General features: G+C 71.3%; 21 protein-coding genes. 10 read left to right on the top strand and 11 right to left on the bottom strand.

All coding sequences use genetic code 11. The features are described 5' to 3' along the window. Nucleotides 1-37: 37 nt before the first annotated feature. Nucleotides 38-1,567, bottom strand: a complete 1,530-nt coding sequence (locus ACZ6WH_RS16985; RefSeq protein WP_469729223.1) for an SDR family oxidoreductase — start codon at nt 1,565-1,567, stop codon at nt 38-40. A gap of 182 nt (nt 1,568-1,749) precedes the next feature. Here ACZ6WH_RS16985 and ACZ6WH_RS16990 point away from each other — a divergent pair, with 182 nt between their 5' ends. After that, nucleotides 1,750-2,265, top strand: a complete 516-nt coding sequence (locus tag ACZ6WH_RS16990; RefSeq protein ID WP_469729224.1) for a ribonuclease FAU-1 family protein — start codon at nt 1,750-1,752, stop codon at nt 2,263-2,265. Nucleotides 2,266-2,268: 3 nt separating this feature from the next. Here ACZ6WH_RS16990 and ACZ6WH_RS16995 read toward each other — a convergent pair whose 3' ends face one another. Both ACZ6WH_RS16995 and ACZ6WH_RS17000 read right to left on the bottom strand, forming a co-directional pair. Next, complete coding sequence (locus tag ACZ6WH_RS16995) at nt 2,269-3,525, bottom strand: GDSL-type esterase/lipase family protein (protein ID WP_469729225.1); 1,257 nt, start codon at nt 3,523-3,525, stop codon at nt 2,269-2,271. A 65-nt stretch (nt 3,526-3,590) separates the two neighbouring features. Further along, complete coding sequence (locus ACZ6WH_RS17000; RefSeq protein WP_469729626.1) at nt 3,591-4,160, bottom strand: TetR/AcrR family transcriptional regulator; 570 nt, start codon at nt 4,158-4,160, stop codon at nt 3,591-3,593. 172 nt (nt 4,161-4,332) lie between these two features. Between ACZ6WH_RS17000 and ACZ6WH_RS17005 the strand changes: the two genes are divergently transcribed. Next, nucleotides 4,333-5,028, top strand: coding sequence for a haloacid dehalogenase type II (locus ACZ6WH_RS17005; RefSeq protein WP_469729226.1), 696 nt, complete (start codon nt 4,333-4,335; stop codon nt 5,026-5,028). 15 nt (nt 5,029-5,043) lie between these two features. Here the strand turns inward: ACZ6WH_RS17005 and ACZ6WH_RS17010 are convergent, their stop codons facing one another. The 3 genes from ACZ6WH_RS17010 to ACZ6WH_RS17020 form a co-directional block, all read right to left on the bottom strand. Beyond that, complete coding sequence (locus ACZ6WH_RS17010; RefSeq protein WP_469729227.1) at nt 5,044-5,850, bottom strand: STAS domain-containing protein; 807 nt, start codon at nt 5,848-5,850, stop codon at nt 5,044-5,046. Nucleotides 5,851-6,167: 317 nt separating this feature from the next. Then, the gene (locus ACZ6WH_RS17015; protein ID WP_469729228.1) at nt 6,168-6,488 is read right to left on the bottom strand and encodes a hypothetical protein; all 321 of its coding nucleotides are present in this window, start codon (nt 6,486-6,488) and stop codon (nt 6,168-6,170) included. Nucleotides 6,489-6,641: 153 nt separating this feature from the next. Beyond that, the gene (locus tag ACZ6WH_RS17020) at nt 6,642-7,331 is read right to left on the bottom strand and encodes a DJ-1/PfpI family protein (protein ID WP_469729229.1); all 690 of its coding nucleotides are present in this window, start codon (nt 7,329-7,331) and stop codon (nt 6,642-6,644) included. 258 nt (nt 7,332-7,589) lie between these two features. Here ACZ6WH_RS17020 and ACZ6WH_RS17025 point away from each other — a divergent pair, with 258 nt between their 5' ends. Genes ACZ6WH_RS17025 through ACZ6WH_RS17035 form a run of 3 tightly spaced genes read left to right on the top strand, consistent with a single transcriptional unit; the run spans nt 7,590 to nt 11,117 of the window. Next, on the top strand, nt 7,590-10,010 hold the full coding sequence (locus ACZ6WH_RS17025) for an ATP-binding protein (protein WP_469729230.1): 2,421 nt from the start codon (nt 7,590-7,592) through the stop codon (nt 10,008-10,010). Beyond that, entirely contained in the window at nt 10,007-10,690 is a 684-nt protein-coding gene (locus tag ACZ6WH_RS17030) for a response regulator (protein ID WP_469729231.1), read from the top strand. The genes ACZ6WH_RS17025 and ACZ6WH_RS17030 overlap by 4 nt, the downstream gene beginning before the upstream one ends. Nucleotides 10,691-10,724: 34 nt before the next feature. Further along, complete coding sequence (locus ACZ6WH_RS17035) at nt 10,725-11,117, top strand: SCO4225 family membrane protein (protein WP_469729232.1); 393 nt, start codon at nt 10,725-10,727, stop codon at nt 11,115-11,117. A gap of 157 nt (nt 11,118-11,274) precedes the next feature. Here ACZ6WH_RS17035 and ACZ6WH_RS17040 read toward each other — a convergent pair whose 3' ends face one another. From ACZ6WH_RS17040 to ACZ6WH_RS17050, 3 genes are all read right to left on the bottom strand, one after another. Next, on the bottom strand, nt 11,275-11,688 hold the full coding sequence (locus tag ACZ6WH_RS17040) for a hypothetical protein (RefSeq protein ID WP_469729233.1): 414 nt from the start codon (nt 11,686-11,688) through the stop codon (nt 11,275-11,277). Between the two features lie 51 nt (nt 11,689-11,739). Then, entirely contained in the window at nt 11,740-12,876 is a 1,137-nt protein-coding gene (locus tag ACZ6WH_RS17045; RefSeq protein ID WP_469729234.1) for a helix-turn-helix domain-containing protein, read from the bottom strand. Between the two features lie 152 nt (nt 12,877-13,028). Next, nucleotides 13,029-13,868 (bottom strand): alpha/beta fold hydrolase, encoded by an 840-nt coding sequence (locus ACZ6WH_RS17050; RefSeq protein WP_469729235.1) that lies wholly within the window; start codon nt 13,866-13,868, stop codon nt 13,029-13,031. Between the two features lie 325 nt (nt 13,869-14,193). On the opposite strand from ACZ6WH_RS17050, the gene ACZ6WH_RS17055 reads away from it, so the two are divergent. After that, nucleotides 14,194-14,847, top strand: a complete 654-nt coding sequence (locus ACZ6WH_RS17055) for a DUF4232 domain-containing protein (RefSeq protein ID WP_469729236.1) — start codon at nt 14,194-14,196, stop codon at nt 14,845-14,847. A gap of 111 nt (nt 14,848-14,958) precedes the next feature. Here the strand turns inward: ACZ6WH_RS17055 and ACZ6WH_RS17060 are convergent, their stop codons facing one another. Continuing rightward, a complete protein-coding gene (locus ACZ6WH_RS17060; protein ID WP_469729237.1) occupies nt 14,959-15,765 on the bottom strand; it encodes an ANTAR domain-containing protein in 807 nt (268 codons plus the stop codon). Nucleotides 15,766-15,893: 128 nt separating this feature from the next. On the opposite strand from ACZ6WH_RS17060, the gene ACZ6WH_RS17065 reads away from it, so the two are divergent. Then, a complete protein-coding gene (locus ACZ6WH_RS17065) occupies nt 15,894-16,244 on the top strand; it encodes a helix-turn-helix transcriptional regulator (RefSeq protein WP_432862729.1) in 351 nt (116 codons plus the stop codon). Nucleotides 16,245-16,486: 242 nt separating this feature from the next. Then, nucleotides 16,487-16,675 carry an antitoxin gene (locus ACZ6WH_RS17070; protein WP_469729238.1) on the top strand — a complete coding sequence of 63 codons (189 nt, stop codon included), beginning with the start codon at nt 16,487-16,489 and terminating at the stop codon, nt 16,673-16,675. Nucleotides 16,676-16,810: 135 nt separating this feature from the next. Here ACZ6WH_RS17070 and ACZ6WH_RS17075 read toward each other — a convergent pair whose 3' ends face one another. Then, nucleotides 16,811-17,281: a DUF3574 domain-containing protein gene (locus tag ACZ6WH_RS17075; RefSeq protein ID WP_469729239.1), complete on the bottom strand. Its 471-nt coding sequence runs from the start codon at nt 17,279-17,281 to the stop codon at nt 16,811-16,813. 473 nt (nt 17,282-17,754) lie between these two features. Here ACZ6WH_RS17075 and ACZ6WH_RS17080 point away from each other — a divergent pair, with 473 nt between their 5' ends. Beyond that, nucleotides 17,755-18,654, top strand: a complete 900-nt coding sequence (locus ACZ6WH_RS17080) for an LmeA family phospholipid-binding protein (protein ID WP_469729240.1) — start codon at nt 17,755-17,757, stop codon at nt 18,652-18,654. Between the two features lie 241 nt (nt 18,655-18,895). Next, nucleotides 18,896-20,416, top strand: coding sequence for a SulP family inorganic anion transporter (locus tag ACZ6WH_RS17085; protein ID WP_469729241.1), 1,521 nt, complete (start codon nt 18,896-18,898; stop codon nt 20,414-20,416). Nucleotides 20,417-20,636 lie beyond the last annotated feature (220 nt).

Raw genomic sequence — 20,636 nt, forward strand, 5'->3', positions numbered from 1 at the left:
AACGGCTGAAACCGCGAACAGCCAACGCCGTGCACGCCTAGTGTGCGCTCATGCCCTTGGCGGCGGCCTGGGAGATGTTGCGCGCCATCCCGCCGAAGACAAGGGAGTGGAAGGGCGCCACGCTCCACCAGTAGGCGTGTCCGGACAGTCCGCGCGGATGGAACAGGGCGCGCTGCCGGTAGCGGGTGCGGCCGTCGTCGTCGCGCTCGGCGTACATCTCCAGCCAGGCCAGTCCCGGCAAGCGCATCTCGGCGCGGAGCCGCAGCAGGTGGCCGGGTTCGATCTCCTCCACCCGCCAGAAGTCGAGGGAGTCACCGATCCGCAACCGTTCGGCGTCCCGGCGCCCACGGCGCAGCCCGACACCGCCGACGGACCGGTCCAGCCAGCCGCGTACCGCCCAGGCGAGGGGGAAGGAGTACCAGCCGTTGTCACCGCCGATGCCCTCGATCACCCGCCACAGCGCTTCGGGCGGAGCGTCCACGGTCAGCTGCCGTTCGTCCTCGTACAGGCTGCCGCCGGCCCAGTCGGGGTCGGTGGGCAGCGGGTCGCTCGGCGCACCGGGCACCGAGGCCGACGACCAGCGCGTGACGACGTCCGCCTCCCGCACCCGCCGCAGCGCGAGCGCCAGCGATTCGTCGAACGGCAGTGGTGACGGCAGCGGCTGTCCGGCGCGGTCGGGGACGTACTGGGCGATGTCGTGCTCGCGGCACACCACCTCGTGGCGCAGCGACTCGGTGAGCGGGCGCGCGAGGGAGGTGGGTACGGGGGTCACGACGCCCACCCACAGGCTGGACAGCCGCGGGGTGAGCATCGGAACGGGCATGATCAGCCGTCGGCGGAGCCCGGCGACGGTGGCGTACCGGCTCATCATCTCGCGGTACGTCACGACGTCCGGGCCGCCGATGTCGAACGCACGGTTCACCTCGGACGGCATGCGGGCCGAACCCACCAGGTAGCGCAGCACATCCCGGACGCCGATCGGCTGGATGCGGGTACGCACCCAGCTCGGTGTGACCATGACCGGCAGTCGCTCGGTCAGGTACCGCAGCATTTCGAAGGACGCGGAGCCGGATCCGATGATCACCGCGGCACGCAGCACCGTGGCGGGCACCGACGCGTCGAGGAAGATGTGTCCCACCTGGGCCCGGGAACGCAGGTGCCGGGACAGCTCCTGCTCCGGGACGTCGCGCGGGGTCAGACCGCCCAGGTAGACGATGCGCCGCACGCCCGCGGCACGGGCCTGCTCGGCGAAGATCTCCGCCGCACGGCGGTCCTTCTCCTCGAACTCGGGTCCGGTGCCGAGCGAATGCACCAGGTAGTAGGCGACGTCGATACCGTCCATCGCCGCGGCGACCGAGTCGGCGTCGGTGACATCGCCCTTGACCACCTCCACCTCGGCGGAGTCCGCCCACGGATGGTCACGCAGCTTGCCCGGAGTGCGGGCCAGGCACCGCACCCGGTGGCCGGCCTTCAGCAGTTCGGGGACCAGCCGCCCGCCGATGTACCCGGTGGCCCCGGTCACCAGGCAGTGCAATCCGCCGGTGTCCTGCGGTGCGCCCGTCTGCACGGCCGACTCCCTTCCACGTCCGCCCGCCGTCTGGATCCCCCGCCCGATTATCGCCGCGGCGCGGCGAGGGCGCGCGTTTCGGCGATCCTGCGCGTGGCGGTGGCGGGTTTTGCCGCCGGGAGGAACCATGGGCACGGAAAACCAGGGCGGGGCCGCAGCGGCGGGGATGTACGGTCGCGGACATGCGGGACGACGGAATGCTGCCGGTGGGTGGCGAGGTGCTGGTCGGACTGGTGAAGGGGGAGCGGACCAAGGTGCGCTACCCGGCGGCCGTGCTGAGCGATGACGGCACCCATGTCGTCGTGCGCGCGCCCTGGGCGGGGGACGGGGTCCGCGACTTCGGGTTCGTACGCTTCGAGCCGGGTGACGTGTTCACCGAGCACTACTGGCGCGACCGCTGGTACGCCGTCAAGGAGGTGCGGAGCGCCGACGGCACGGTGAAGGGCTGGTACTGCGATGTCACCCGGCCCGCGGCCGTCGGGTCGGACGGCATCGTGGTCGAGGACCTGGACCTCGACCTGTGGCTGTCGGCGGACGGTACGACCGTACTGCGGCTGGACGAGGACGAGTTCGCGGCGAGCGGTATCGAGCAGCGCGATCCGGACACCGCGGCCGAGGCCCGCCGCTCACTGGACCAGTTGGAGACCCTTGCCCGTGCGGGCCACTTCCGGACGCTGGACGGCGACTTGCCCCGGTGACGGTCAGAGGCCGCGGCCCGTGTCGGTGTCACCGGATGCGCGGGTGTTGCTGGATGTGCGGGTGTCACCGGACGTGCGGACGTCAGCCGACGCGAACGCGCCATCGGGGGCGAAGGCCAGCTCGGTGAAGCGTTCGCCGATGCGGCGGTGGCTGGCGGCGTCGGGGTGAAGCTGGTCGGGCAGTGGCAGTTCGGCGAAGTCCGCCTCGCCGTAGAGCTCGCGGCCGTCGAGGTAGTGCAGGTTCGGGTCGTCGGCCGCCCGCTGCTTCACGATGCGGGCCAGTTCGTCCCGGATGACATTGAGCGTCAGCTTGCCGGCCGACCGCTCGGCAGGATCGCCCGTGGCCCGGAACAGGAGCCGGCCCGTGCTGATCCTGCTGAAGTCCGGGACGCTGGGGCCAGGCGTGTCCTCGTGGATCGGGCACAGAATCGGCGATACGACCAGCAGCGGTGTGGTCGGGTGGCCTTCGCGGATGGTGTCGAGGAAGCCGTGCACCGCCGGCGCGAAGGCACGCAGTCGCATCAGGTCGGCGTTGACCACGTTGATGCCGAGCTTGACGCTGATCAGGTCGGCGGCGGTGTCCCGCAGCGTACGCGCGGTGAACGGGTCGAGCAGGGCGCTGCCGCCCAGCCCCAGATTGATCAGCTCTACGCCGCCGAGGCGGGCGGCGAGCGCCGGCCACGTGGTGGTGGGCCCGGCGGCGTCGGAGCCATGGCTGATCGAGCTGCCGTGGTGCAGCCACACCCTGCGGCCCGGGTCCCGTGCGGGCTCGACGGGCGCGTCGGTACGCACCGCGATGAGCTCGGCTGACTCGTTGTGCGGCAGCCAGATCTCGATGTCCTTGACGCGGTCGGGCAGCCCGGTGAAGCGGACGGTACCGGGCTGCCCCGGGCTGTGCTCGAAGGTGCCGGCCGTCATGTCGATGGTCAGGGTGGAGCCGCCCGCCACACTGCCCGCGCCGGCCGGGCTGCCGTCCACGAGCAGCTCGTACACGCCGTCCGGGCGGGGCGGCACGCCCACGTAGACGCGCTTGGTGGGCAGTGCCTCCAGTTCGATGGCGGTGGCCCGGGTACGGAAGACCAGCCGTACGCCGGAGGGCTGGGCCTCTGCCATGGCCAGCTGGCCGTCGGAGTTCTGGGCGCGGGCCCAGGCAGGCAGCCGGTGCGGCAGCACGCCGTGTTCGGTGCGCTCCACCTCCACGGCGCCGCGCAGCAGATCCCCGGTCACGGGGGTACTGAACCAGTTGTCCTCGGTGTGCATGACCTCAACCTCGATGTGCGTGTGTGGTGGACCTCTATGTGCGTATGTGGTGGTGTACGCGCTGGTCAGGCCGTGGGCCAGTGCCGCAGAGTGGCGTCGAGCGCGTCCAGGATCCGGGTCCAGGTCTCCTGAGTGTCGGGGGCGCTGTGATCGAACCCGCCGCCCAGCTCCAGGCTGACGTAGCCGTGGAAGACGCTGCCCAGCAGCCGGACCGCATGTGTCTGATCGGGCTCCGTCAAGTCGTAACCGCGCAGGATCGCCCGCGTCATCTGGGCGTGCCGGACGCCCGCGCTTGCGGCGGCGACCGCCGGGTCGAGCCTGAGCTGGGCCGCGGCGTAGCGCCCGGGGTGCTCGCGTGCGTAGTCGCGGTAGACGTTCGCCAGGGCGGTCAGCGCGTCCTTCCCCGCCCGTCCGGCCAAGGCGTCGGCGGCCTGATCGGCGAGTTCTTCCAGGGCGAGCAACGCGATCCTGGTCTTGAGGTCCTGGGAGCCCTTCACATGCGAGTAGAGACTCGCGACCTTGACGTCGAACCGCCTGGCGAGCGCCGAGACGGTCACCTGTTCAAACCCGACCTCATCGGCCAGCTCCGCCCCTGCCTGCGCAAGCCGCTCCGCGGTCAGCCCGACCCGCACCATGGTGATCCTCTCCTTCGTCGTCATCGATTATGCAGTTGCCTAAATGTATTAGGCAAATAGCTAAGTGAGTCAGCCGCAGGAATGTAAGCGCTAAATTACGCTTGCGCCACTTACCGTTGCCCCGTTACCGTGGCTGACGGTCCACCTCGCTGCTGCTTCGGGAGTCCTCGCCATGTCAGAGCTGGAGATCGATGCCGTTGTGTTCGACGTGCTCGGCACGCTCGTCGACGAACCCGCCGGTCTTCGCGCGGGCATCAGTGCGCTCGACCGGTCTCTCGACGACGCCGGGACCGAGCGGCTGCTGTCGCTGTGGCAGCGGCACATCGAGCGCGAGCAGCGTCGCATCGTCGACGGCGAACGGCCCTACGTCACCAGCGACACACTCGACCGGGAAGCCGCGCAACTCGTCGCCGATGCCGAGGGAGACGGTGATCAGGGAGGTGGCGCCGTGGCTGCGCTCGCGCTGGCGGGGCGTCGGCTCCCGCCGTGGCCCGACACCGTGCCGGGGCTCGCCCGGCTCGCCGAACAGTTCCCGCTGATCGGACTCTCCAACGCGAGCCGGAAGGCGTTGCTGGCGCTCAACGCGCACGCCGGACTGCGCTGGCACCAGGCGCTGTCCGCCGAGGACGCCCGTACGTACAAGCCGGATCCGGCGGTGTACCAACTGGCCGTCACCGTCTCCGGGCGGCCGCCGGAGCGGCTGCTGATGGTCGCCACCCACGCCTGGGACCTGCGCGCGGCGCAACACCACGGCCTGCGCACCGCCTACGTCTCCCGCCCCGTCGGTGACCCGCCCGCCCCCTCGGACCGATTCGACCTGTACGCCGATGACTTGGCCGACCTCGCCACTCAACTCAGCAGGGCATAGCCCGTCCGGCGGGGATCAGGCCCCGGGACGCGTGCAGAGCCGGCCGGCCGAGCGGGCCAGGGAGGCAAGCATGCGGCGTTGCTCGTACGGCCAGCGGCTGGGCTTGGAGTGATGGAGGGAGACGATCCCGATCACGGTGCTGGTCGGTCCCAGGACCGGTAGTGAGGCCACGGCGCCGACGGGTACCTCGCCGAGCACGTCCACGGCGGCCGTGCCCGCGAAGAGGGGCGAGTTGGAGACCTCCTCGACGTAGACGGGGGAGCGGTTCTGGGCGGCCACGCCGCACGCGCTTTCGCGGTCGGACACCGACTCGAAGAAGCTGAGGAAGGGGCGGGCGAAGCCACGCTGCCCGATGATGCGCAGCGCGCCGCTCCCGCGGTCGCACGCCTGGGCGTTGCCCAGCGGCGCCTCGGTGATCCGTAAGGCGAGTGCCAGCGCCTCGACCAGGACCGCGTGGTCGGGGTGGTGGTTCAGCCGGTGCCCGGCCGCACAGGCCCGTACGATCTGTGCGGCCATCGGGTCCCGGCTGAGCCGGACGGTGCGCAGTACGCTGCTGTTCGCCGCCTGCAGCACCAATTGGCGGGACGCGTCCGTCGCTCGGTAGTACAGCTCCAGCAGCAGGTCCACCCCCGCCAGTCCGCAGAACGTCACCCGGCTCAGGTCCAGTACGACCTGTGCGGCACACTCCTCCGGGCCCGGCAGCCGGTGGATCAGTGCCGCCACGGAGGGGCTGTCCAGTTCGCCCGCGATACGTATGAGAGTCCGCTCGGTGGACATGGTGACGCTGAAGCGCGCGTGGTGCGCCGGCTCGGACCAGGACATGCTGCACCTGCCTGCCCACGATCGCTTGCTCTGCGCGGTCGCTACGCGTTGGAGGTCGCGTGGTGTACGCGGGGCTGTCCGGCTCAGCCTAGCCGCGGGAGGAGCGCGGCCGGGGGCGCCGGAGCGAATTCGGACGATGTGCCAGAGTGAGCGGATTCTCGGCGACCGCCGCGAGCTCCGGCACTTGCGCCCCCGCGCGTCGGCTGTGGACTGCCGACTCGCGCGGCCCGGCTTCGGCGAGCACGGCCTACCGGCCGGATGTCGCGTGGCCGAGCTCCTGCGGTGGAGCCGGGGCGGATGACCATCAGGACCACCGGTCAGCGGCCCGTCCCGGCGCGGGTGGCGCGGCGCTCGCCGGTGACCTTCGAGGCCGGGAGGTGCCCGGCCCGGGAGGTCCCCGACAGGGTGTTGCCGTCGACGGTGACGGCGAAGTTCAGGTTGAGCCGCATGGGCTTGGTGATGGCCTGCTTCCAGGTGAGCCGGTCGCCGTCGAGGACGACGTCGCTGAGCGGGGTCTCCTCTCCCGCGCCGCGCGCGGTGCCGGTCAGCACACCGCCTTCCCGGCGGAGTTCGACCTCGGCCTCGATCTTGCCGATGGGGGTGGAGAGGGACAGGTCCCAGATGCCTTCGACGGACATGCCGCAGTGGTTCCTTACGGTGCGATGTGCGGGCGGTGAGGCTGCGATACGGGGGTCGATACGGGGGTCGATGCGGGAGTGTGAGGCCGCGATGCGGATAGGGGCATATGGGGTGCGGGGGTGTTGTGGGGTGTGGGGCGAGCAGCCGGGCGGTCAGAAGCCGGCGGGTATCGGGCCCTGGGCGCGCCATACGGTGCCGCGGCGTTCGTGTGCGAAGAGTTCTTCGACGGCGTGCGCGATCCGCGGGCCCACTTCCCGTTCCAGGAGGTACAGGCCCAGGTCGAGTCCGGAGGTGACACCCGCACCGGTGACCAGGTCGCCGTCGTCGACGACGCGGGCTTCCACCGCGTGGACACCGGTGGCGTCGAGCAGGTCCAGGCCCATGTGGTGCGACGTGGCGTGGCGGCCTTCGATCAGGCCGGCCATGGCCAGTACGAGCGAGCCGCCGCACACCGCGCCGACCGTTACCTCCGGGTTCTCCATCGCCGCCCGCAACAGCGTGGGCAGCTCGGTGGTCAGGGTGCGGCCCAGCAGTACGGGGATGAGTTCGTCCTGCCGCCGTTCCCCGGCCCCGGCGTCCTGGTCCGGGGCCTCGCCGGGCTCTCCGACGCGGCCCGCGGCACCGGGCACCAGGATCAGGCCCGCTCGCGCGGGGTCGAGGGCGGCGGTGGCGCGCAACGTCAGCCCGCCGGTGCCGCTGACCACCTCGCGCGGGCCTTCGGCGGAGACCAGCTCCACGCTCACCCCGCCGCCGGAAGCGGCGCCACCGGCGTACAGCACCTCGTAGGGCGCGATGACATCGAGCGGATCGAAGCCGTCGAAGAGGACGATCTGAGCGTGCATGCGGGGTCCTTCGATACGTAAGTCCCAGCACTTTCCGGGAACGCGTCCGAAGCTATCCAGCAGCCGATCCGTCTCCCAGTGGCATGAGTGACACCTTTCCCCGGGAAAGTGCCACCCGTTTCCCCGGGAAGGTGCCACCCGCCTTCGGGCCGCCCCGAGGGTGGATGCCGCGGCCCGGTCTCTATCTCTGGTCAGAGACCGTGATCGTCCTGCGGCCCGATGCCGACGGGCCGCACGCGACCCTAGCCTGGGCACATCATGAAACGAACTGACGACCGGCTGCTTCCGGTCCTGCTGCTCGGTGCCCAGGCGGTGGTGTGGCCCGGTGCCGCGCTGGTGCGCGGGGCCACGCCGACGGCCGCGGAGTTCCTCGCGGCCGTCCTGGCGGGCGGGCTGGTGACCGTCGCGCTCACGGCCCGCCGTACGCGCCCGGTGCCCGTCCTCGTCCTGGTCGCCGCCGCCTGCGCGCTCACCGCCGAGCCACTGCCCGCCGGCGCGGTGGCCGTGTACGGCACCGCCGGTGTCGCGCTGGCCCTGTTCGCGGTGGCCACCGAGCGGGACACCACCACCGCACTGTTGTGCGTCGTGACGCTCGCCCTCTGGCAGCTCGTGCACGGCCTCACCCTGCACGGGATCGGCGGTGGCGGCCAGGGGCTCGACCTCGTACTCACCACGCTGCTCTACGCGGCGGCCACCGGCACGGGCCTGTACGCGCGGCGGCTGCGCACCGCGCGGCAGGCCGCCGAGCGGCGCCTGCATCGGGCGGAGGCCGAGCGACACCGGCTCCCCGCGGCCGAACGCAGCCGCATGGAGCGGGAGTTGCACGACGTCAGCGCCCATCACCTGACGGCAGTCGTGGTGACGGTGGAAGCGGCGCTCGGGCTGCGCGACCGACGTCCCGAACTGGCGGACCAGGCAGTGGAGTTCGCCGCCGAGGCCGGCCGCGAGGTGACGCGGGCGCTGAGCGCGGTGCGCGCCCCGGCCCTGGCGCCGCAGGACGGCCCGGCGCCGGGGGAGCGGCTGCGGGAACTGGTGGCCGGCTTCCGCGCCCTCGGCCAGCCGGTGACCTGCGACATCGAGGCGCTCCCTGACGGCTCCCGCGGCGACACCGTGTACGGCATCGTGCGCGAGGCGCTCACCAACGTGGTGCGCCACGCCTCGGGAGCCCCCACCACCGTGCGCTGCACGCACGACGATGCGGGGACGGAGATCGTGGTGCGCAACGCGCCGCCGGAGGCCACCGGCCCCGCCACCACACACGGCAAGCGCCTCGGCGGCGGGCGCGGCCAGAACTTCCTCCGCGGCCGGGCACGGGAAGCGGGCGGCACGCTCACCAGCGGGCCGACTCCGGACGGCGGGTGGGAGGTACGGGCGGTGCTGCCGGAGGGAAAGGGGACGTCACCGGTGCCGTCGGTTCCGCGTACGTACCGCCTCGCGCAGTTCGTCGCGGCCGCCGGGCTGTGTTTCCAGCCGCTGCTGCCGTTCCTCGTCATCCGGGAGAGCGCGACGCCTGCCGGGCCCGGCGTCTCCGCCGGCGCGCTCTTCGCGCTGCTCGCCGCCGCGCAGGCGGTCACGCTGCTGTGGCTGCGCCGGGCTCCGCGCGCCGCGTGGGGTGTACTGCTGGTCCTCGCCGGGCTGTGGCCGGCGGCGATGGCCGTGAGCGGGTACGCGGGGCCGGCGGCCGTGCCGCCCGCGCTGAGCATGGTCGCCACCTGCGTGGCACTCGTCGTGGTGGCAGCTGACGTTGCGTCGGACGATTGCCTGAGCCGGAGTGCGGGGGCGCGGCGCTTCGCGGTACCGGTCGTGGCCGCTGCCGTACACGCGGCCACGATGATCGCCGCCGTACTCGCGCGCGGCGGCACCGCGCCCGCTTGGGCGGTCGCAGGGGCCGCAACCGCCGTGGTGGCGGCCGCCGCCTGGGCTGCCGGCACCCGGTACGGCACGCGCCGAGGAGCCGCCCGCGACACCCACGAGCAGCGTCTCGCCGCGTGGACCGAGGAGGCCGTACGCGACGCTTGGGCCGAACGCCGCCGCATCACCACCGGGCTGGAGACCACCGTGCTGGCACGCACCGCCGAGGTGGTCGCGGAGGCGGAAGCGGGACGACTGGCCGCGACGGCGGAGCGTGCCCGCGAGGCCCTGGCCGCCATGCGGGCCCTGCTCGAAACGGTTCGGGACGGGGAGCAGCACGCCGAACTCCGGCCGCAGCCCACGCTCCAGGCCCTCGACCTCCTCGTCGGCCAGTGCCGGGCCACCGGCCGCCGGGTGGAGGTACGGATCGGCGACCGGGTGCCGGCGCGGCTGCCGGCAGCGGTGGACATCGCGGCCTACCGTGCCGCCGAGACCGTTCTGGAGGCGGGCGGGCCGGGGTCAGCCGTTCTGGAGGCAGGCGGGGACGAGCCCGCCGTGCTCGTCCTCGACGCCGACGACGACGCCCTGACCCTCACGGCGACCGGCGTGTCCGGCGCCACCCGCGCCGCCGCGCGGCACCGGCTGGCGACGCGGGCCGCCGCCCTCGGCGGCACCCTGACCACCGAACGGCCGGGCACGGTCGTCCTGCGGCTGCCCTTGACCACCACCTCGGACGACGAACACGCAACCGGGGACGGCAAGAACGGAGCCGGGGCCGGCAAGGACGGAGCCGGGGACGGCAACGGAGACCAGGAGGCATCCCGATGACCATCGACGTGTTGGTCGTCGACGACCAGGCGGTGGTCCGGGCCGGCTTCGCCGCCGTCATCGACGCCGAGGAGGACATGACGGTCGTCGGAGAGGCCGGGGACGGCGCCGCCGCGGTGAGCCTCGCCGAACAGCTCACGCCGGACGTGGTCGTCATGGACGTACGGATGCCCGGCCTCGACGGCATCACCGCCACCCGGATCCTCACCGGGCGCGACAATCCGCCGCGCGTCCTCGTACTGACCACCTTCGACCTCGACGCCTACGTCTTCGACGCACTGCGCGCCGGTGCCTCCGGCTTCCTTCTCAAGGACGTGCAGGCAGCCGAACTGCTGCAGGGCATCCGCGTCGTGGCCGGCGGGGAGAGCGTGCTCGCCCCTTCCGCCACCCGCCGGCTCATCGGGCACTACGCGTCCGGCCCGCCCACCGGGTCGCGGGCCGGGCACGACACGGCCGCCCTGGCGCAGCTGACCGCACGCGAACGCCGCGTCCTCACCCTGGTCGCCTCCGGCCTGAACAACGCCGAGATCGCCGCCGAACTCGGCATCACCGTCGGCACCGTCAAGTCCCATGTGAACGCACTGCTGCGCAAGCTCCAGGTACGCGACCGGGTGCAGGCGACGATCCTCGCGTACGACCTGGGCCTCGTCCGTGCGATCCCACCGGGAACGCATCCCTGACGCCCGCCATCACTTACAGCGGAACACCGCCGCCATGAATACCCACACAGTCGACACCACCACCGGGAACACCACCACCGTGAACACCGCGCACAAGGAGCAGACCGTCACCATGAACGATCCCGCTGCCACCCACCCCGTCCTGCGGACCGTACGCCAGGCGCTGGGCAGCCTTGTCGCCCGGCTCTACCTCGCCGTGTGCGCGGCCCTGCTCGTCTGGGCCGTCGTGGTGAGCTACGGCGACAACCCCGACGCCTCCTTCGCCGGAGTGGTGCCGACGATCGCCACCGCCCCGGTGAGCCTGGTGATGCTCGCGCTGCCCGACGACTTCTCGATGTTCTTTCTCCCCGTCATCGTCGGTGCGCTGGTGAACGCCGTGATCATCGGCTGGTGTGCCCGCGCCCTGGGCCAGGGCCGCAACGGCTGAGCCACCCGCTGCGCCAACCGGGTGGACATCGCCCGCCACAGCCACCTGACACCACCGACGGCGCATCACCGCCCAGCGGACGGGTACGACACGATCAACTATCCGTCCCCCACGGATACCCCGGAGGGCCCGCAGAGTGCGGGCCCTCCGCATGTTCTCAGTAGGCGATCTGCCCGGCGCTGCGGGCCGCCCCCTTGAACTGGATGTAGAAGCCGGAGCCGTCCTTCACGTCCGTGGCGGCCTGCATCCACTTGCCCGCCGTGGCCGTCTTCCAGCCGTTGCACTTGCCGGTCGCCTTGAAGCAGGTCGTGACCTGGCGGGTGGCCTTGACCTTCAGGTTGATGTCGGCGCAGTTCTTGGTGGTGTACGCGTACGTGCCCGTGGCGGGCCAGTGCGCGTTGCGGCCGCTGCTGCCCGGCGTGCTGGTGTAGTTCTTCGCGGTGCCGTAGCAGGACTGGATCGCCGCGTTCGCCTTCGGCTCCGAGGCGCTTGCCGGGCCGGTCGTCGCCGCAGCAGCCACCCCTCCGAGCAGTACGGCGGTCATCGCGAACGGAGCGATACGAGTGCGCATTCGCACGGGAATTCCCCCTGTGAGTTCCGTGTGATGGAGTGTTTGGAGTGTTCATCCGCGTGCCGTATGCCGTGGCATGTCATGCACGCGAGGAACAGCTTCGCCGGTTGCCGCCTCCGGCGCCTTAGCGCTGTGCGCCAGGGCCTTGGCCGGGTGTGCCAGGTTCGGGCTGGGTCGGGGTGCCGGGTTCGCCTCGGCCCGGTGTGCCGGGTTCGGTGTGCCGGGTTCGGTGCCGCCGCAGCGGTGCGCGCGATTCCGGTAGTCGCTGGGCGTGGTGCCGTAGTGCGCGCGGAAGGCGCGGGTGAAGTCCGCGGGGCGGGGGAATCCCCAGCGGGCCGCCACGGCCTGGATCGGTACGTGCCGCTTCAGCGGGTCGGCCAGATCGCGTCGGCAGTGCTCCAGGCGCTGGCCGCGTATCCAGGTACGGATGCTCGTGCCGTGTTGCTGGAACAGCCGGTGCAGAGAGCGGACCGAGATGTGGTGGGCCGCCGCGATGTCGCTCGCGGCGAGGGTGGGATCGCCCAGCCGGTGCTGGACGAAGGAGGTGATGCGCAGATAGAGGGCGCGTTGCCGGCAGGACGGCGGCACGTCGCGTTCGCGGTCCGTGTGGTGCGCGAGGAACGCGGTCGCCAGGTCGAGCCCCACGGCGCCGAGTCGGGCCGTGTCCTGCGGTGTGTAGTCGGCGCCGTCCTCCGCCAGCCGGACCAGGAAGTCCGCAAGCAGCCGGCCGAGTCCCTGGTCGCCCGGGAGGGGGGACGCGATGAGCGGAGCGAGATGGTCGGCGCGCAGGGGGAGCAGCTCGCGCGGGAACTGTATGAGGAGCGCCTCGCCGTCGGCGTAGGAGTCGAATGGACGCGAGCTGTCAAAGACCAGCAGCTCTCCCGGCCGGCCCGGGGCACGGCGGCGGTTCTGCTCGATCACATGGGGGCCGGAGCGCACGAGGGCGATCTGGAGGGTTTCCGGGTCGGAGACGCGGATCAGCTTCGGGGTGCGGTTCGAGCAGAAGGAGGTGTACGCCATTCCCGAGAGCTGCACCGGTCCCAGCGGCATCGCCTTGAACCAGCCGCTGAACACCTCGACGTCGACCAGCCGGAAGGCCGTCGGCATCACCGTGCTCCGGGTGACCTCCGCCCACGCGGCGAGCGCGTCCCGTGCCGCGAATGCCGTGCTGTCGAAGACCTTGTCCACGTTCCTCCCCCAGGCCGGGCGGCCGGCGCGCAGTTGCCGACCGGAATCCGTGACAGCCGGAAATCTAAGGAAGAGGAGTAAATGTCTGGTGTACGTCTGAAAAATGGTCCGCCGTTCATACGAGCTTCAAGTGTGCCGCCCCGCTTCGCCGGTCACGTCCGCTCGGCCCGGTCCCACAGCTCTTGCAGCGCGGTGTTCACGCGCTCCGGCTGCTGGGTGTGCGGGTAGTAGCCGGGCACGACCAGGTGGTCGGCCGCGAGGGCTTCGGCGAGGTACGCGGCGCAGGCGATCAGCGGCTCGCCCGCGTACTTGCGGTACTGCTCGGGCGCCCCTTCCCAGTCGCCGGAGACCAGCAGCTTCGGGAACGCCGCCGCGGCCACCGGTCCGAGCGCGATGTCCGCGTCCCAGCAGGGGAGTTCGGCCATCGTGGCGGCGGCGGCGCGCAGCCGCGCCGGTGTCGCCTCGGGTGTCGCCATGCCGACCGACTCGGTGGCGCCCCGCAGGAACTCCTCCGGCGTGAGGCCGGCGGGGAGCGCCGCGGTGGCCGCCCGGGCGCGCGCCAGCGCCTCGGCGACGACCGGGTGGCGCTCGGCGGGCCGCAGGGCGCCGGGCTGGATCAGCGTGAGCGAGCGGACCAGGTCCGGGCGGCGTACGGCGGCGGCCAGGGCGCCGACACCGCCGTACGCGTGCCCGACCAGGTGAGCGCCGGTACCACCGGCCCCGAGCAGGCCGATGACGTCCTCGGCGTCCACCGCCCAGTCGCTGCGCTCGATGTCCGGACTGCGCCCGTATCCTCTGCGGTCCATCAGGAGCAGGCGATGCCGGCCGGCCAGGGGCCGCTGGGCCGCGAAGCCGTACCGGTCGTCGTCGCCCCAGGTCAGGATCCCGTGCACAAAGACGACGGGCGGGCGGTCGGCGTTCTCTTCGCCCCATACGGTGACGTGTACCGGCGCGGGCGCCGCCGGGTCTCGGCGACTGGTCGAGTCGGTCATCGGTTCCCCCTCGAATCTCCGGCTGCTGACACACCGCCCCGACGGCCCGTGGCGACGACGCGGTGCCCGCGGGAGACACTACCCAGAACCCCGTGCCCGCCTCTCCCGGCCGGCGGCCGCAGCCTCACGCGCCACAGCCTCTACCAAGCGGTGTTACCGCCTCCGACCGGCGCGTTAGCGGAACAACAGCCTCGCGTGAGTGAAACGTCAGCGGCCGGCGCCAGGCTGGTTCTCAGAGCGGGAAAGGCTTCATGAAGCCCGTCCCACGCCCACGCGCCTCGACCACACCGCCACCACCAGCACACCATTGCACGGGGGGACCCACATGCGTACCAACCGACTCCGCGTCGCCGGGCTGGCCGCCGTCACCGCCGCCCTGGCCCTGAGCGTGACCGCCTGTGGCGGCTCGGACAGCGCCAAGGACAGCGGCGCGAAGGAGAAGACCTCAGCGGAGGCGTACCCCGCGAAGAGCTCCGCCGACGTCGGCACCCGTTCCGCCACCGACACCGCCGTCCCGGCCGCCGACCAGATCACCAAGGCCACCGCCGCCACCCGTCAGTGCAGCGGCAGCGAGCTGTCCTACGACGTACTGCACCGCTTCCCGAAGCAGTTGGGCGAGCACCTGCTGATCACGGCGCGGAACACCGGCTCCAAGGCCTGCTGGGTCACGTCCTACCCGTCCGTCATGCTCGGTGACACCTCGAACGTCCTGCCGCACTCGAAGAAGGACGCCCCGGGCGGCAGCGCCCGGATCACGGTGCGTCCCGGCGGCAAGGTCTACTCGGCCGTGGCCCTCTTCGCTGACAGCGCCAAGACCCACACCTCGTCGAAGCTCTCCCTTGCCCTGCGCGACCAGACCGGTGACACCGGCCCGGCCGCGGAGCTGAAGGCGCTCAACAGCAAGGGCGCGCCGTCGAAGTTCACCTGGTCCGACGCCGACGTGCTGAACTGGAACACCGACAAACCGTACGACTTCTGATCCTGAGACCGGGCCCGGCCGAGGTGCCCGACCGGCTCGCCCCGCTGATCACGCCGATCAGCGGGGCGTCGTCATACCGGGGGGCGTGATGCAGACGTCGTCATACGGCGGTCAACTGTCCGGCAGCGGGCCGGACTCGAGGCATGCGGTCGCGGGCGCGGCGGGCGGGGTCGGTTCCGCCGACGGGTTCGGGCCCGCGGCGTTCGCCTTGGCGACCGCGGCCGCCAGGTGTGTGCGTACCCACTCGGGCAGCTCCGGCCCCTGGACGGTGCTCACCAGGTCACCGGCCAGCCGGTGCAGCTTGGTGTTGGTGTTCTGCGAGGCGGTGACCAGTACGTCCCAGGCCGCCTCCGGGCTCAGGCGGAAGGAGGCCATCAGGATGCCGCGGGCCAGGTCGATGGTCGGCCGGGTCTGCATCGCTCGCCGCAATTGGGCGACCAGTGCGTGCGGATCCTGATCGGCGTTCCGCTGCGGGTCTGCGTCGTGGTCGGCGCACTCAGTCATGTGCTTGTCGTTCGAGGTAGGGGGTGTGAAGTGGTGCCAGGAGCCGGCCAGGCGGAACACTCGCTCGACCGCGGGACTGCCGGCGGTGATGACGACCGTCTTCCCGTCGTCCAGTGCGCGCTCGCGCAGGGCGAGCAGGAGGTTGAGGCCGGAGCAGTCGCAGCAGCCCACCCCGGTCAGGTCCAGGTCGAGGCCGCTGACCGAGCGGCTGAGGGCCCGGTTCAGGTCGGGCAGGAGCTGCCGGCAAGCGTCGAGATCGAGCTCGCCGCGCACCGTCACGGTCATCCGGTCGCCGTCGGGCACGACGTCGATCGTCGCCGGGAAGGGCGGGCTGTCCGCGGGCTTGTGGCGACCATGCGCGCTGCCGGTGTTCTCCCCGATGAGGGGCTGCTCAGAGTACGCAGGCTCCGGCATGGCCTCTCTCCCTCATAGTGCCTACCGCCGCCCCCAGGCTGCCGTTCGCGGCCTATGCACGTCAACTAATACCGGAAACCAAGTACGTGCTTTTGAATGCGTGTATACCTAGTCGCTAGAGTTGGAGCATGGATGGAGTGCCCGAGCCACACACCGGATGGACGTTTCTCACCAATCACGCGCGGGTGCTGGCAGCGATTGCCGACAATCACAACGCTCGTATCCGCGACATCGCGGCTCACTGCCGGCTCACCGAACGTGCCGTCCAGAAGATCATTGCCGACCTTGAGCAGGACGGTTACCTCTCCCACACCCGGGAGGGACGCGCCAACACGTACCAGATCGACCCGAGCAAGGTACTTCGCCACCCGGCCGAATCCGGCCTGACGGTGGCCGCTCTGCTCTCCTTGCTGGTCCAGGACGAAGCCGACCGCACCACGTCCTCCGACGGCAGCAAGCGGCGTCACGCCACTGCCTGACCGAAGTGACCACGGCACCGCGCGGCGCCGCCCTGTCCAGCGGGAGCGCGCCGCGCGCCGCGGTGTCCGGATTCGGTCACGTCACGCGGCCGCCCCGCGTCCGGGCGCGGCTCCGCGCCATGCGCTCCGCAGGCCTCCGGATGGCTCACTCCCGCCGATGACCCGCAGGTCAGGACCAGAAGATGCGGCCCGGGCGATGGTCCACGACCCTGAAAGGGACGGGAAACCGAAGGAGGGCCACAATGTCGATGATCGACAAGCTCAAGCAGATGCTGAAGGGCCACGAGGACCAAGCCGGACGGGGCGTCGACAAGGGCGGTGACCTCCTCGACGAGAGGACCCAGGGCAAGTACAGCCGGCACGTCGACACCGCCCAGGACAAGATGAAGGACCAGATGGGCAAGGACCGGGGCCAGGACTCCTCCCAGTAGACGCACGGAGCGCGCCCGACCCGGCATCCGCCGTTCGCCTCCTCACTCGAACGGCGGATGCCGGGCCGGGCTGCGCCCACCAAGGGCCGGTACGGTCCGGGCGCCGGGCCAGGCGGCGCGGCCCGCGTCCCCGGGTCAGAAGTCGACTGTCGTGCGGTCGTCGACGCGAGCCACCGACTCCTGGGCGAACTTCTTCTCGTACGCGGAGCGGATCTCCTCGATCTTGCGGCCGCTGGGTCCCGCCTGGCCCGTGGGGTAGAAGAGGATCAGCTCGTAGGAGCGCTCACGCTCGATGGTTCCGTGCGCGTCCCGGTACTGGCCTTCGCCTTCCTGGACGGTCAGCCCGTCCGGGAAGCGCGGCGTGACGAATTCGTCCACGAAGCCCTGGAACTGCTTGTCGGTGACGGGCGGGCTGCCGTCCGGATGGGCGGTACCGAAGAACAGGCTGGTCTCGATGTACGGGCGGCCGCCCGCCGGCTCGCCGCCGGCCGGGGGAGCGGAGGTGACCGCGGGGGCCGAGGCCGAGGCGGTCGCGGCGGTACCGAGCAGGATGGTGGACACTGCCAGGACCGCGAGGCGCAGACGGGGCTGGGACAGCGATGCCAACGGGCTTCCTCTCGTCGGGGATTCGGCCGGTTAACGACCGCGAGCACTGAGGGATGCGGTCGGCGCGTCCGGCCCGGTCGATTGTGCCCAACCCCTGTGACCTGGCACTAGGGATCGCATACCCGTCCGGACGGTTCCGGCCAACGGCCTCCGGCCGACACTCGGCGCAGGGCGAGGCTCTGATGCGGCGTCGGGACGCCCCCGCCACCGTGGTCGCCGACCCGGGGGATCAGCCGGCGCGCCATGCTCCCGGGATGAGTCCGACTTGCGTGCAGTCGTACGGGACTTGGACGAACGCATCCGCCCTGTGATCGCATGTGGCGGTGACCTCGAACGGATCTCCCGAACACGCGATGCCACAGACCGAGACAACACCGAGGGAAACCGCGGATACGTACAGAGCGACTCCTCCTGAGACACCTCCGGTTGCCGGAGGCCGGCCGTCCCGCGGCCGTCGCATCGTGCGGAGGACCGTGAAAACGGTCGTCGCCCTGGCCGTCGTGCTCGCGTTCCTGGCCCTCGGCGATCGCTGGGCCGTGCTCTACGCGGAGAACCTGGCAGCGGAGAAGGTGCAGGACGCCCTGAAGCTGCGTGCCGAGCCCGAGGTGCACATCGACAGCTTCCCGTTCCTCGGCCAGCTTGCCACCAAGCACCTCGACCACGTCGAGGTCAATGTGCCCGACGTACCCGCCGGGCGGGTCTCCGTCGCACAGGTGAAGGGGACGGTGGACGACATACGGATCGTCGGCAGCCTCCCGACCTCGGTCAAGGGCGCGGTCCTCAGCCGGGTGCGCGGCGACGTCTTCCTCGACTTCGACGACCTGAACCGCGAGGTCGGCGCCTCGCAGGTTCAGCTGGCCCCCGGTCCTCAGAAGAACAGCGTGCAGGTCAACGGCGATCTGCCGGTGGCGGGCAAGCAGGCGGAGATCCGGGCGCGGGCACACCTGCGGCGTACCGGGGATCACGGCCTGACCCTGACCGTGGCGAACGCACGAGTGGTGGTGCCCGGCCTGCTCACGTACACCCCGGGCGAGGGCGGCGGCCTGCAGCTGACCACGCCCGCTGCCGACAGGATGGACCAGCGCGACCTCCAGCAGGCGACCGGGCAGCGCCTCCGCCCGGACCAGCTGATGAAGGGCCGGGCGCTGGACGCCCTCGCCGAGCATCCCTCGGTCCTCGCACCCGCCGGCATCGATCCGTCGCTCATCCGCGGCCTGCAGAAGGTGCGGGAGCCGAAGGTCGCCAAGGACATGGAGTTCTCGGCCCAGCTGCCGGACGACCTGCCGGGCGACCTCCGGCTGCGCGGCATCTCCGTGACGAAGGACGGCATACGGGCCACCCTGACCGGCGCGGACGTGCCCCTGGGCACGTGACGGCCGTAAGGCCGGTGTAAAGGCGGGAGCCGCCCTGGGTAGAATTGTGGCCGGAGAGCGGTGAGTGCTGCTGCTCTCCGTTGCCGTTTCGGGGCCGGTGTCGACCCCGGAAGAACGATCCGGGCATGCTGCGGCGTCGGCAGCCATGGGCTCGCGCACGTGCGTCTCCTGCCAGGGTGCCGTCCGGGCTGCCCCGCCTTTCCGCACGCCGCACCGGCCCGCCGAGCGCGCGTGCCCGAGCATGACAGGTACTGCGTTGTTGTCTTCTCTCGCCTCCGCCCGTGGGCGGCTGCAGGCGGCCGGCCGCCCCGTCTGGCCGGCCTCGCCCAAGGTCTTCCGTACCGAGGTGCTGGCCGGGCTGGTCGTCGGCCTGGCGCTGATTCCGGAGGCGATCTCGTTCTCGGTGATCGCCGGGGTGGATCCGAGGGTGGGACTGTTCGCGGCCTGCACCATGGCGATGGTGATCGCCTTCGTCGGCGGCCGACCCGCGATGATCTCTGCCTCCACCGGCGCCGTGGCCCTGGTGGTGGCCCCGGTAGCCCGCGAGCACGGCCTCGGCCACCTGATCGCGACCGTCATCCTGGCCGGTGTCTTCCAGATCGTCCTCGGCACGCTGGGCGTCGCCAAGCTGATGCGGTTCGTACCGCGCTCGGTGATGGTCGGCTTCGTCAACGCACTGGGCATCCTGCTGTTCACCGCCCAGATACCGAACCTGCGAGACGTGCCGTGGGCGGTCTACCCGCTGGTGGTCGCCGGTCTGCTCCTCATGTTGTTCTTCCCCCGGCTCACCAAGGCCGTGCCCGCGCCGCTGGTCTCCATCGTCATCCTCACCGTGATCACCGTGGCGGCCGGCATCGCCGTGCCCACCGTCGGCGACAAGGGCAAGCTGCCGTCGTCCCTGCCCGTTCCGGGGCTGCCCGACGTCCCCTTCAGCCTCCACACCCTGACCGTCATCGCCCCGTACGCCCTCGCGATGGCGCTGGTCGGACTGATGGAGTCGCTGATGACGGCGAAGCTGGTGGACGAGCTGACCGACACCCGCTCCAACAAGACCCGCGAATCCATCGGCCAGGGCATCGCCAACATCGTCACCGGGTTCTTCGGCGGCATGGGCGGCTGCGCGATGATCGGCCAGACGATGATCAACGTCAAGAACGGGGCGCGTACCCGGCTCTCCACCTTCCTCGCCGGCTTCTTCCTGCTGATCCTCTGCATCGTCCTCGGGCCGGTCGTGTCCGAGATCCCCATGGCCGCGCTGGTCGCCGTGATGGTCCTGGTCTCGGTCGGCACCTTCGACTGGCATTCGATCAAGCCCGCCACGCTCAAGCGGATGCCCGTCGGCGAGACCACCGTCATGGTGATCACGGTCGTCGTCGTGGTCGCGACCAGCAACCTCTCCATCGGCGTCGTCGTCGGCTCGATCACCGCGATGGTCGTCTTCGCCAAGCGGGTCGCCCACCTCGCCGAGGTCACCGCCGTGACCGACCCCGACGGCAGCACCGCCGTCTACCGGGTCACCGGCGAACTGTTCTTCGCCTCTTCCAACGACCTCGTCGGCCGGTTCGACTACGCCGGTGACCCGGACAACGTCGTCATCGACCTGTCCGCCGCCCATGTCTGGGACGCCTCATCCGTGGCCGCGCTGGATGCGATCGAGACCAAGTACGCCCAGCGCGGCAAGACCGTCGAGATCACCGGCCTGAACGACCCCAGTGCGCATCTGCACGGCCGGCTCAGCGGCGAACTCGCAGCGGGGAAGTGACGAGGGGCTGTTCCGCAGCGGGGGACTGCGCTCCATGGCCAGCTGGTGACTGGCCATGGAGCCCGGCGGGCACACCTGCTCCTGGTCCGAACTGACATACCCTGGCAGGGGTCCGGCCTGCAGACCCGGACGTCCACCTGACTCCCGAATGCCCCAAAAGCGATCGCCGAACACCTCCGGAATCGACGAACTCGTACGTAGTCGATGAACGCCTACGGCC

It is taken from the genome of Streptomyces sp. NPDC050806 (assembly GCF_055586425.1).

Excerpts from the sequence above, each read along its gene's own strand:
- ACZ6WH_RS17085 (WP_469729241.1), top strand. The coding sequence starts at position 18,896 with ATGACAGGTACTGCGTTGTTGTCTTCTCTCGCCTCCGCCCGTGGGCGG.
- ACZ6WH_RS17020 (WP_469729229.1), bottom strand. The coding sequence starts at position 7,331 with ATGCACGCTCAGATCGTCCTCTTCGACGGCTTCGATCCGCTCGATGTC.
- ACZ6WH_RS17015 (WP_469729228.1), bottom strand. The coding sequence starts at position 6,488 with ATGTCCGTCGAAGGCATCTGGGACCTGTCCCTCTCCACCCCCATCGGC.
- ACZ6WH_RS17060 (WP_469729237.1), bottom strand. The coding sequence starts at position 15,765 with ATGCCGGAGCCTGCGTACTCTGAGCAGCCCCTCATCGGGGAGAACACC.
- ACZ6WH_RS17010 (WP_469729227.1), bottom strand. The coding sequence starts at position 5,850 with ATGTCCTGGTCCGAGCCGGCGCACCACGCGCGCTTCAGCGTCACCATG.
- ACZ6WH_RS17030 (WP_469729231.1), top strand. The coding sequence starts at position 10,007 with ATGACCATCGACGTGTTGGTCGTCGACGACCAGGCGGTGGTCCGGGCC.
- ACZ6WH_RS17025 (WP_469729230.1), top strand. The coding sequence starts at position 7,590 with ATGAAACGAACTGACGACCGGCTGCTTCCGGTCCTGCTGCTCGGTGCC.
- ACZ6WH_RS17055 (WP_469729236.1), top strand. The coding sequence starts at position 14,194 with ATGCGTACCAACCGACTCCGCGTCGCCGGGCTGGCCGCCGTCACCGCC.
- ACZ6WH_RS17070 (WP_469729238.1), top strand. The coding sequence starts at position 16,487 with ATGTCGATGATCGACAAGCTCAAGCAGATGCTGAAGGGCCACGAGGAC.
- ACZ6WH_RS16990 (WP_469729224.1), top strand. The coding sequence starts at position 1,750 with ATGCGGGACGACGGAATGCTGCCGGTGGGTGGCGAGGTGCTGGTCGGA.
- ACZ6WH_RS17000 (WP_469729626.1), bottom strand. The coding sequence starts at position 4,160 with ATGGTGCGGGTCGGGCTGACCGCGGAGCGGCTTGCGCAGGCAGGGGCG.
- ACZ6WH_RS17050 (WP_469729235.1), bottom strand. The coding sequence starts at position 13,868 with ATGACCGACTCGACCAGTCGCCGAGACCCGGCGGCGCCCGCGCCGGTA.
- ACZ6WH_RS17005 (WP_469729226.1), top strand. The coding sequence starts at position 4,333 with ATGTCAGAGCTGGAGATCGATGCCGTTGTGTTCGACGTGCTCGGCACG.
- ACZ6WH_RS17035 (WP_469729232.1), top strand. The coding sequence starts at position 10,725 with ATGAATACCCACACAGTCGACACCACCACCGGGAACACCACCACCGTG.
- ACZ6WH_RS17065 (WP_432862729.1), top strand. The coding sequence starts at position 15,894 with ATGGATGGAGTGCCCGAGCCACACACCGGATGGACGTTTCTCACCAAT.
- ACZ6WH_RS17040 (WP_469729233.1), bottom strand. The coding sequence starts at position 11,688 with ATGCGCACTCGTATCGCTCCGTTCGCGATGACCGCCGTACTGCTCGGA.
- ACZ6WH_RS16995 (WP_469729225.1), bottom strand. The coding sequence starts at position 3,525 with ATGCACACCGAGGACAACTGGTTCAGTACCCCCGTGACCGGGGATCTG.